The organism is Variovorax endophyticus (assembly GCF_025376855.1).
In the GTDB taxonomy this organism is placed as follows: Bacteria; Pseudomonadota; Gammaproteobacteria; order Burkholderiales; family Burkholderiaceae_C; genus Variovorax.
In genome coordinates this window covers 176,105-186,117 of record NZ_JAHUTH010000005.1, presented here as the reverse complement: position 1 = coordinate 186,117, position 10,013 = coordinate 176,105, and the positions used below count along the sequence as shown (strand labels likewise).

Here is a 10,013-nt window from a genome sequence, read left to right as displayed (position 1 = left end):
ATGCAGGGATGAAGCAGGTCCTGCCATTGTCTCCCTTGTCTTGCGCCATCGCGCCGATCGCCGAGAGGCGGACCGCATGATGCTCAGCGTGGTGCTGCCGTTCTATCGCAAGCTCGCGGAGTTCGAGCGCGTGGCCGCGCTCAACGCGCCGCACTGGTCGCGTCCCGTCATCGAGGTGGTGATCGCGCTCGACGAACCGGCCGAGGAACAGGGCCTGCTGCAACTGCTCGCGCGCTTCGAGACGGTGTGCTGGCGCGTGGTCGTCAACGACCGACCGCATGGCTGGCGCCCGCCCTGCCGGGCCATCAACGTCGGCGTGCGCCATGCGCGCGGCCGCTTCGTGCTCGTGCATTCGCCCGAGTCGGCCTATGTGGACGACGCACCCGCGCTGGCGCTGCAGGCCGCGCTGGCGGTCGAGCGCGGCGTGGTGCTGGGCCGCGTGGGCTTCGCGCGCTTCGACGAGGTCGACGGGCCGCTGCCCGTCCTGTTCGCGCGCCAGGTGCCCGAGGCGCTGTTCCTGCGCACCTTCTATGGCTCGTTGTGCGGCCCGCGCGAGGCCTTCGAGGCGGTTGGCGGCTACGACGAGTCCTTCGCCGGCTGGGGCGGCGACGACGACGACTTCCGCGTGCGGCTCGAGATGGCGGGCTGGCGGCTTTTGGCCTGCGCCGAACTGAAGCTGCTGCACCTGTCGTTCGAGACGCGCGACGGTGCCGAGCAGTTCGATCCCGACAACGACTGGCGCAAGTGCACGCCCGCGCAGGCGCGCGCGAACGGCGAGGACTGGGGGCGCGATTTCGCGCGCATCGCCCGCGACGACGCGCCGCCGGCCGATGCCGGGGCCGTGCCCGCGTGGCCGCCACCCGCGCCCGTGTTCGCGATGGGCTCGCGCCGCCAGTGCGAGCTCTGCGCGCGCATGCTGCACCACGAACCGGCGCCGCACTACTTCTGCCCGCGCTGCAGCGCCGAGCCGCCGAAGCCGCTGGCAGCGCGGCCGCGCATCGTCTGCGTGCTGCAGCTGCGCGACGAGGCGCGGCTGCTCGAGGGCTGCCTCGACCACCTGCGCGAGCATGTCGACGGCTTCATCGCGCTCGACGACGGCTCGACCGACGACACCGTGCGCATCCTGCGGCGCGAGCCCAAGCTGCTCGAGCTGCTGTCGAACCCGCCCGGCGGCGTCTGGAACGAGCCGGACAACAGGCGCCGGCTGCTCGAAGGCGCGCGGCGCCATGGCGCGGGCTGGGTGCTGGTCTGCGATGCCGACGAGCGCTACGAGCGCCTGTTTCTCCAGCACCTCGGCGCCATCGTCGATTCGCTGTCCGACACGCCACTCGGTTGCCTCTCGCTCGCGGTGCGCGAACTCTGGGATGCGCCCGACCGCTTTCGCGACGACGGCCCCTGGGGCGCCAAGTCGCGCGTGTGCCTGTTCCGGCTGCCGCGCGAGATCGCCTACGACGCGGCACCCGCGCTGCACGGGCCCTGGTATCCCGACGCGGTCGCGCGGCATGGCCGGATGTTCCGCAGCTACTTCCGGCTCTACCACCTGCGCATGATCCGGCGCGAGGACCGCATCGCGCGGCGCGACCGTTATCGGCAACTCGATCCCGGGCACCGCTGGCAGGCCATCGGCTACGACTACCTCGCCGAGGAGGGGCCGGGACTGCGGCTCGAGAAGATCGCGCCCGATCGCGGCTACGACCTGGAGACCTTGCCGGCCGATCTGCGTCAGGCCGACGGCCCGGCGCTGGCCGCGAGCGAGCGCGCGTAATCGCCGCGGTAGACGCGCGTGCCGGTGTGCGTGAGGCGCGAGCGCGTGTCGACGAAGACCTGGCCGCCGATCGATTGCCAGCGGCGGCAGAAGGCGAAGTCCTCGCTGAGGTAGCGGCCGTTGCCGGGCTCGGCCCAGACGTCGAAGAAGCGGTGGTGCGGCCAGGCCGCGGCCGCCTCGTCCTCCATGCGGTCGGGCGTGTAGCGCAGCTCGGGCAGGGCCTGCGCGAGCCGCTCGAACACGGAACGCTCGATCAGCATGAAGCCGGTGGGCGCGTCGAGCACCTCGACGAAGCCGTCGGCATCGATGCGGCCGGCGACCTCGGGCCCCGTGAGGTTGACCGGGAACACCGCGTGCCGCGCCTCGAAGTCCTCGCGCGTGCTGCCCGCGGGCAGCGGCTGCGCGAGCCCGGCGCGCGGCCAGCCGTCGTTCTTGTGCGGATAGGCGCCGGCCACCACCGCGCGGCCGGCCAGCAGCAGGCGCAGCGCGGCCTCGGGCTCGAAGCCGATGTCGGCATCGATCCAGAACAGGTGGGTCCAGCGGCTGTCGGCCATGAACTCGGCCACCAGCCGGTTGCGCGCGCGCGGGATCAGGCTGTCGCCGTCGAGGAAGCGCGTCTGCATCGGGAAGCCGTGGCGCCACGCGAGGTTGACCAGCCCGAGCAGGCTGCGCACGTAGTCGCTGGTCATCGCGCCGCTGTAGCTGGGCGTGGCGATGAAGGGACGGATGTCTTTCAGGGCGTCGATGGACAGCATCGTGGTGGAGCAATGACGGTGTTCATGCGGGCTGCGCATGCCGCCGCGTCGACAGCAGCGCCCGCAGCTTCGCCGGTGCCACCGGCTTCGTCAACAGCGTCGCGCCGCTGTGGCGCAGCCGCTGCAGCGCATCGGGCCCGGTGGCGCCCGAGACCAGCACCGCGAGCGCCTCGGGCTGCAGCCGCTTGGCGGCGTCGATCACGTCCATGCCGTCGGTGTCGCCGGGCAGCTGCAGGTCGCACAGCACGGCGTCGTAGGGGATGTCGCCGGTGCCCAGCCGCGCGATCGCCTCGGCGCCGGTGGCCACGCATTCGACCTGGCAGCCCCACTGCTCGAGCAGCGCGCGGCTGCCGTCGAGGATGGCCGGGTCGTCGTCCACCACCAGGCAGCGCAGGCCCGCGAGCGGCGCGGGCGCGGGCGGTGCCGGCTGCGGCGGCGCGATGTCGGCGGCATTGGCCGCGGGCAGGGTCAGCGCGAAGGTGCTGCCGGCGCCGAGCGCCGAGCGCAGCGCGATGCGCGTGCCCAGCAGGGTGGCGATGCGCGCGCAGATCGCGAGGCCGAGGCCGAAGCCGCGGCGGCGGTCGCGTTCGGTGTTCGCCACCTGGTAGAACTCCTCGAAGATGCGCTGCTGGTGGATCGGCGCGATGCCCACGCCGTTGTCGCGTACCTCGATGCGCACGCCGCGCCCGCCGTCGGGGCCGCTGCGCGCGCGGCGCGCGGCCACCAGCACGGTGCCGCCCGCGGGCGCGTGGCGCAGCGCATTGCTCACGAGGTTGCCGACGATGCGCTTGAGCAGCGCCGCGTCGCTGCGCACCGCGAGGCCGCGGTCGCTCCAGCGCAGCCGCACGCGCAGCTCGCCGGCGCTGGCCGCGTGCTGGGCGTCGAGCTGGTCGAACAGCGCGGCCAGCGAGACCTTGGCGATGGCCGGCGTCAGCACCTGCGCGTCGAGCCGCGAGATCTCGAGCAGGTCGTCGAGCAGCACGCCCATGAACTCGGTGCTCTCCTGCAGCCGCAGCACGGCCGGGCGCTGTGCCTCGCTCGCGCCGGGCAGCAGGCCGTCGATGAACAGGCCCATGGCATGCAGCGGCTGGCGCAGGTCGTGGCTGGCGGCGGCCAGGAAACGCGCGCGCGACAGCGCGGCCTGCTCGGCCTCGGCCATGCGCTGCAGCGCGACCGCGGTGGCCTCGCGCACGCGCTCCTCGCTGACCTGGCGGTTGTGCTGCAGCCGCTCGGCGAGGCGGTCGATGTCGTGCGCCAGCATGGCCAGCTCGTGCGTGCCGCGCGAGCCGCCCTCGACCACGCCGCAGCGCATCTCGAAATGGCCGGCCTCGAGCGCCGCCACGGTGCGCGACACGCGGCGCAGCGGCCGCGCCACCGTGCGCGCCATGTGGCGCACCGAGGCCCAGGCCGCGAGCAGCGCCACCATCGCGATGCCGATGCCCGCGAGCAGCGAGCGCGTGCGCTCGCGCGAATAGGCGGTGGTGTCGCGGAAGGTCTGCACCAGGCCGACCGGCGTCTCGCCCGCGGCGGTCGAGCCCGCGGGCGCGAAGGCGCTGGCGCGCGAGGCCTCGCGCAGCGTGACCGGCGCGGTGAACATGCGCAGCTGCGCGAGCGAGCCGGCCTTGGGCCCGGCCGTCACGTAGACACCGGCGCTGTTGCTGATCTCCACGCGCATCACCTGGCCGCCGCGCAGCGCGGCATTGGCCACGTTCTGCAGCGCGGGCAGGTCGCCGGCATAGAGGCTCAGGTCGGACATGGCCGCCACCTGGCGCGCCACCGCCTGGCCCTCGGCGTCGAAGGCGGCCTCCAGCGTCTGCAGCCGGTTGTGGGTGAACCAGGCGGTGAGCGCGAGCGCCACCGCCACGCAGGGCACCACGCCGAGGCGGAACAGGTCGCGCTGCAGGTTGCCGCGCACCACCAGGGCACCGGCGATGGGGGGCACGGCCGAACTGGAATCCGCGCCCTCGGGCGGCCGGGTGGCGCTCATCGCGTGGCGGTCAGGCGCTCGGTCAGTTCGCGTTCCTCGGGCAGCCGCAGCCCGAGTCCGCGCGCGACGGTGGGATTGATGCGCACGGTGGCGGGCGTCGCGGCCTCCACCAGCGGATTGCCGCCACCGCCCGCGCCGGCGCCGCCCGCGACCTTCTGCGCCAGCAGCCGCGCCTGCTGCGCGAGCTGTGCCGGCGTGGAGACCGCGGCCGCGAGGCCGCCCGAGCGCACCAGGCCCTCGCTGGCGCCGAACACCGGCAGGCCGGCGCCCGCGCCCGCGCGCAGCACCGACAGCGTGGCGGCCTGGTTGTCGCCGATCAGGTCGGGCAGCACCATCAGCGCATCGCTGCGCGGCACCACGGCGCGCAGCGCGGTGGCGAGCGAGCGCGCGTCGGGCGTGTACTCCACCTGCAGGTCCCAGCCGCCGCCGGGCTGTGCCTGCGCGGCGCGCTGCAGGTCGCGCACCAGCGGTTCGGATTCGGGCGTGGCGACCACGCCGAGGCGATGGCGCTGCGCCGGCAGCACCGCGCCCACCAGCGCGAGCTGGTCGGCCATGGCCGGGTCGCGCAGCAGCACGCCGACGCGGCGATCGGCGCGGCGCAGCGCGGGGCTGGCGCGCAGGCCCTCGTAGTCGAGCCGGCTCAGCATCGCGAGCACCAGCGGTTCCTGGCCCGGGCGCTCGATGGCGGCGCGCGCGGCCGTTGCACCCACCGCCATGGTCAGCGAGCCGCCGTCGGCGCTCGAGATCGAGGGCCGCATGCTGCGCGTGCGCACGCTCACGTTGACGTCGCCGGGCTCGGCGGCCGCGCTGTCGGAGGCATTGGGCGCGCCTGGAGAAAGCCGCACCAGCTCGAAGCGGCTCGCGGGGTCCAGCCCCTGGCGCAACTGCTGCACGAATTCGGCATGCGCGGCGAGGTCGTCGCCCATCAGGACCGTGAAGCCGCCGGCCGACGACAGCGCGGCGCCCAGCAGCGCGGCGCAGACCAGCAGCGCACGCATGGCGCCGCGCAGCAACCGGGTCGTGCAGGGGAGGATGGGAGAGGGGTTCGCGGCGACGGACATGAAGGCTTCTGCCACTGGGGGGCGATGGTTCAATGTACGGAAGCGCCCCCCTTCGCGCGATAAGGCGGAGGGCTTATGCCCGCGGCGCGCACCCTGCCGGGCTGTGAGGAAGTTCACGCGGCAACGGCCGCTTGGCCTATCTCCGATGGCGTATCGCCACCGAAGCCCGTTGCCCGGCGCGTTCTCAGGCCTGCACGGCCCGCGCCGCGGCCGCGCGCTGCGCGAGGATCGCCTGGCGCAGCACGCGCGGCGACACCGGCTTGTAGAGCACCGTGATGCCCGCGCTCTGCACCTCGCGCAGGCGGTCGGGCTTGGTCTCGCCGGTGACCAGCAGCCGCGCGGTGCCGATGCCGATGCCGCGCGGATGGCGTTCGAGCGCGGCGATCACGTCCAGGCCGTTGTCGCCGCCCTGCAGCAGCAGGTCGCTGACCACCACGTCGGGCGGCACGGGCCAGGTGTCGGCCATCGCGAGCGCCTCGGCACGGGTCTGCGCGGCCAGCACCTCGGCGCCCCAGTTCGACAGCACCACCGTCAGGCCTTCGAGGATGGTGCGCTCGTCGTCGATCACCAGGATGCGCAGGCCGGCGAGGCAGTGCGCGTCGTTCTCGAGCACGGGCTGCGCGGCCGCGGCCGGCGCGGGCAGCCCCGCGGGCGCCGAGCGCACCAGCACGCGCACGCAGGTGCCCCTGTTGACGCGCGAACTGAGCTCCACGCGCGTGTTGAGCAGCTCGGCCAGCCGCTGCACCGTGGCCAGTCCCAGGCCCATGCCGCGCGTGCCGCGCGAGGCCTGGCGGCCCGAGGGCTCGACCTGGTAGAACTCCTCGAACACCCGCGCCTGGTGCTGCTGCGCGATGCCCACGCCGGTGTCGACCACGTCGATGCGCACGCCGCGCCCGCGCTGGCGCGCGCCGATCAGCACGCCGCCCTCGAGCGTGTGGCGCAGCGAGTTCGACACCAGGTTGTTGAGGATGCGCGACAGCATCACGTAGTCGCAGCGCACCCACAGGTCGGTCTTGCGCGCCACCAGCCGCAGGCCCTGCTGTTCGGCCACCGGGCGGAAGTTGCGGCTGATCTCGTCGAACAGCCGGTCGAGCGGGAAGTCGACCCACTGCGGCTGCAGCACGCCGGCGTCGAGCTGCGAGAGGTTCAGCAGCTCGGAGAACAGCCGGTCGAGCGAGTCCACGCATTCGCGGATGTGGCCGATGCGCTGCAGCCGCAGCGGATCGGTCTCGCCGTTGGCCAGGCCGTCGGAGAACAGCGTGAGCGCGTGCAGCGGCTGGCGCAGGTCATGGCTGGCGGCGGCCAGCAGGCGGGTCTTGGCCTGGCTCGCGACCTCGAGCTGCTGGTTCTTGCGCGCCAGTTCGGCCGTGGCCTCGGTGATGCGGCTCTGCAGCAGCCGGTGGCTCTCGGCGAGCGCGCGCGCGGCCTCGTTGAAGCCGCGCTGCAGGTGCTGCACTTCGGAGGTGCCCTCGATCGTCACGCTCGCGGCCTCGCCGGCGCCGAGCCTGTCGACCGCCTTGCCGAGCGCGCGGATCGGCTCGCTGATGCGGCGTGCCGCCCACCAGCCGGCCAGGCCCACGCCCACCAGGCTGGCGCCGAGCACCAGCACCACGTTGAGCCAGACCGAGCGGCGCGCGTTCTGCACCGCGCCGAGGCTGATCTCGACCATCACCTTGCCGCTGGCGCGGCCGTCGTCGCCGACGATCGGCACCACCACCTGCAGGCCCTCGCCGCGCGCGCGGTCCATGGTTTCGGAATTGGCCACGATCTCGCCGTCCTCCGACCAGATTTGCACCTGCTGCACGTGCGGCTGGTAGGTGCCCGACTGCGCGGTGCGCTGCAGTGCGCGCCGGTCCATGCGCACGATCGGCGCCTGCGCCACCGTGGCCACCTGCAGCGCCACCGTCTGCGCATTGGCGCGCATCAGTTCGGTGAGGTTGTCCAGGTGCTGGCGCGTGAGCACCGTGATCGCGACCAGCGTCGCCACCATGGCCGGCAGCATCGCCAGCAGGATCAGCTGCTGCGCGAAAGTGAGCCGCGCCAGGCCGCGGACGACGGCGAAGTTCCAGTTCATGGACGCGGGAAGGGCATGGCGACCGAGCCTACGGAGGCCGTGCGAGGCAGGGAAGACGGGAAAAACATCACGAAAACTGCTTCTGGTTGATATCTAATGGCGTCCGCTTCGCCATGTTAGACCGGCCGGTTCGCTGCGGCCGTCCTCGCCCGTCCAAATATGCCGGCTTTCCTGCGCTGTTCCCCAGGCCCCTCCGAGCCCACCGGTATCCGTCGCCCCGCCTGGCGGCGCTGGCTGGCGGCGGCACTGCTGGGCGCCTCGCTGCCTTGGGCCGCGATGGCGCAGGGCCCGGCGGCACCCTCGCTGCCCTCGGTCTCGAACATCCCGCCCTCGGCCCAGTCCACGCCGGCCCAGACCGTCAAAGGCGGCTTCACGGCCCCGGGCGGCCATGGCGCCGAGGCCGCGCCGATGCGCTTCGGCATCCTGCCGCTTGGCGGCGCCTTCGAATCGCGCAGCGACTGGGATCCGCTGCTGGCCGAGCTCAGCCGCGCGCTCGGCCGGCCGGTGGCGGTGCTCTCGGTCAATTCGTACGAGGCGCTCGAGCAGGCGATCCAGCGCGACGACGTGGACATGGCCTTCCTGTCGGGGAAGATGGCGCTCGACGCCGTGAGCCAGCGCCGCATGAAGGTGGTGGCGCAGGTGGTGCGGCACGACGGCCTGCCCGGCTACCGCGCGCTGCTGCTGGCGCGCAAGGCGCCGCCCTTCAACACGCTGGCGGGCCTGCTGGCCGACCCCGACCGCTGGCGCCTCGCGCGCGGCGAGAAGCAGTCGGTGTCGGGCTTCATCGTGCCGCAGCTGCAGTTCTTCCTGCCCAACCACATCGCCATGGAGACCCGCTTCGCGAGCGAGGTGGTGGGCACGCACCAGGTCACGGCGCTGGCCGTGGCCAACAACGAGGCCGACGTCGCCACCAACAACACGGCCGACTTCGAGCGCTTCAAGCTGCGCTTCCCGGCCGAGGCCGGCCGGCTGCAGGTGCTGTGGGAGTCGGAGCTGATCCCGCATGCGCAGATCGTGATGCGGCGCGACTATCCGCCCGAGCTGCGCCAGCGGGTGCAGGCCTTCCTCGTGGCCTACGGCCGCGCCAAGGGGCCGCGCGGCGATGCCGAGCGCGTGGTGCTGAAGTCGCTGCACGACCTCGCGGGCTTCGTGCCGGCCGACAACAGCTCGCTGCTGCCCGCCGCCAAGCTGGCCTACCAGCTCGCCACGCAGAACGCGAAGACCGCGCAATGGGTCAACGACGCCGCGCGCCAGGCCCGGCTGCAGCGGCTGGACAGCGGCTATGCCGAGCAGGTCGGCGTGCTGAAGGACGTCTCGCCTTGATCGCCTGGCTGCGCGCCGCGTGGCTGGCGGTGTTCGCCGTGCTGGCCTGCGCCGTGGCGCCCGCCGCGCTGGCCACGCAGCCGGCGCCCGTCAAGGGGATCCGCTTCGGCGTGCTGCCGCTGGGCGGCGCGGTCGAGTCGCGCGCGCTGTGGACGCCGCTCTTGGCCGACCTCGGCCGTGCCATCGGCGTGCCCGTGAGCGCCTACTCGGTCTCCTCGTACGAGGAGCTCGACCGCGCCATCGGCCGCGACGAGATCGACATGGCCTTCCTGTCGGCCAAGATGGCGCTCGATGCCGTGACCCAGGGCCGCATGAAGGTGATCGCGCAGATCGCGCGCCGCCCCGGCATGCCCGAGCACCGCGCCGTGCTGCTGATGCGCAAGGCGCCGCCCTTCAACAGCCTCGAGGCGCTGCTCGCCAAACCCGAGCAGTGGCGGCTCGCGCGCGGCGACAGCCGTTCGGTGACCGGCTTCCAGGTGCCGCAGAGCGAGCTGTTCCTGCCGAACCACATCGCGATGGAAACGCGCTTTCGCAGCGAGATCGTCGACACCCACCAGGCCACCGCACTGGCGGTGGCCAACGGCGATGCCGACGTGGCGACCAACAACACGACCGACTTCGAGCGCTTCCGCGAGCAGTTCCCGGTCGAGGCCGAGCGGCTGCAGGTGGTGTGGGAGTCGCAGCCGCCGCCGGGCGCGCCGATGGTGGTGCGGCGCGACTGGCCGCCCGAGTTCCAGGCCCGGCTGCAGACCTTCCTGACCAGCTACGGCCAGGGCAAGGGCGCGCGCGCCGATGCCGAGCGCGAGGTGCTCAAGACCTTGCGCGCCGGCTTCGGCTATGCGGCGGCCGACGACGGCGCGCTGCTGCCGCAGGCCCGGCTCGACCGCCAGCTCGGCCGCCAGCGCGCGATGGCCGCGCAGTGGGTCAACGAGGCCGCGCGCGAACAGCGGCTGCAGCGCATCGAGAAGGTCTACGCGGACCAGGTGCGGCAGCTGGGCGGTACTGCCGCGCGCTGAGGCCCGCCGGGCGGCGCCGGCGCAACCATTGT

At 73.4% G+C, this 10,013-nt stretch carries 7 protein-coding genes; 3 read left to right on the top strand and 4 right to left on the bottom strand.

Translation table 11 applies throughout. From position 1 onward, the window contains the following. The first annotated feature begins 76 nt into the window (after window positions 1–76). Window positions 77–1,765 carry a glycosyltransferase family 2 protein gene (locus KV106_RS08785; RefSeq protein ID WP_261209029.1) on the top strand — a complete coding sequence of 563 codons (1,689 nt, stop codon included), beginning with the start codon at window positions 77–79 and terminating at the stop codon, window positions 1,763–1,765. Here the strand turns inward: KV106_RS08785 and KV106_RS08780 are convergent. From KV106_RS08780 to KV106_RS08765, 4 genes are all read right to left on the bottom strand, one after another. Then, window positions 1,723–2,520, bottom strand: a complete 798-nt coding sequence (locus KV106_RS08780) for a hypothetical protein (RefSeq protein ID WP_261209027.1) — start codon at window positions 2,518–2,520, stop codon at window positions 1,723–1,725. The genes KV106_RS08785 and KV106_RS08780 overlap by 43 nt on opposite strands. Window positions 2,521–2,542: 22 nt before the next feature. Beyond that, window positions 2,543–4,507 carry a hybrid sensor histidine kinase/response regulator gene (locus tag KV106_RS08775; RefSeq protein WP_261209025.1) on the bottom strand — a complete coding sequence of 655 codons (1,965 nt, stop codon included), beginning with the start codon at window positions 4,505–4,507 and terminating at the stop codon, window positions 2,543–2,545. Beyond that, a complete protein-coding gene (locus KV106_RS08770; RefSeq protein ID WP_261209023.1) occupies window positions 4,504–5,568 on the bottom strand; it encodes an ABC transporter substrate binding protein in 1,065 nt (354 codons plus the stop codon). Before KV106_RS08770 ends, KV106_RS08775 begins: the two co-directional genes overlap by 4 nt. Window positions 5,569–5,752: 184 nt before the next feature. Further along, window positions 5,753–7,642: an ATP-binding response regulator gene (locus KV106_RS08765; RefSeq protein WP_057593288.1), complete on the bottom strand. Its 1,890-nt coding sequence runs from the start codon at window positions 7,640–7,642 to the stop codon at window positions 5,753–5,755. A 159-nt stretch (window positions 7,643–7,801) separates the two neighbouring features. Here KV106_RS08765 and phnD point away from each other — a divergent pair, with 159 nt between their 5' ends. Together phnD and KV106_RS08755 are read left to right on the top strand one after the other, a co-directional pair. Beyond that, on the top strand, window positions 7,802–8,965 hold the full coding sequence (phnD, locus tag KV106_RS08760; protein WP_261209020.1) for a phosphate/phosphite/phosphonate ABC transporter substrate-binding protein: 1,164 nt from the start codon (window positions 7,802–7,804) through the stop codon (window positions 8,963–8,965). Further along, the gene (locus KV106_RS08755) at window positions 8,962–9,981 is read left to right on the top strand and encodes a phosphate/phosphite/phosphonate ABC transporter substrate-binding protein (protein WP_409976497.1); all 1,020 of its coding nucleotides are present in this window, start codon (window positions 8,962–8,964) and stop codon (window positions 9,979–9,981) included. The genes phnD and KV106_RS08755 overlap by 4 nt, the downstream gene beginning before the upstream one ends. Window positions 9,982–10,013 lie beyond the last annotated feature (32 nt).

Bases quoted from the DNA above. Each gene is read 5' to 3' on its own strand.
- KV106_RS08775 (WP_261209025.1), bottom strand. From the start codon at position 4,507: ATGAGCGCCACCCGGCCGCCCGAGGGCGCGGATTCCAGTTCGGCCGTG.
- KV106_RS08785 (WP_261209029.1), top strand. From the start codon at position 77: ATGATGCTCAGCGTGGTGCTGCCGTTCTATCGCAAGCTCGCGGAGTTC.
- KV106_RS08765 (WP_057593288.1), bottom strand. From the start codon at position 7,642: ATGAACTGGAACTTCGCCGTCGTCCGCGGCCTGGCGCGGCTCACTTTC.
- KV106_RS08770 (WP_261209023.1), bottom strand. From the start codon at position 5,568: ATGTCCGTCGCCGCGAACCCCTCTCCCATCCTCCCCTGCACGACCCGG.
- phnD (WP_261209020.1), top strand. From the start codon at position 7,802: ATGCCGGCTTTCCTGCGCTGTTCCCCAGGCCCCTCCGAGCCCACCGGT.
- KV106_RS08780 (WP_261209027.1), bottom strand. From the start codon at position 2,520: ATGCTGTCCATCGACGCCCTGAAAGACATCCGTCCCTTCATCGCCACG.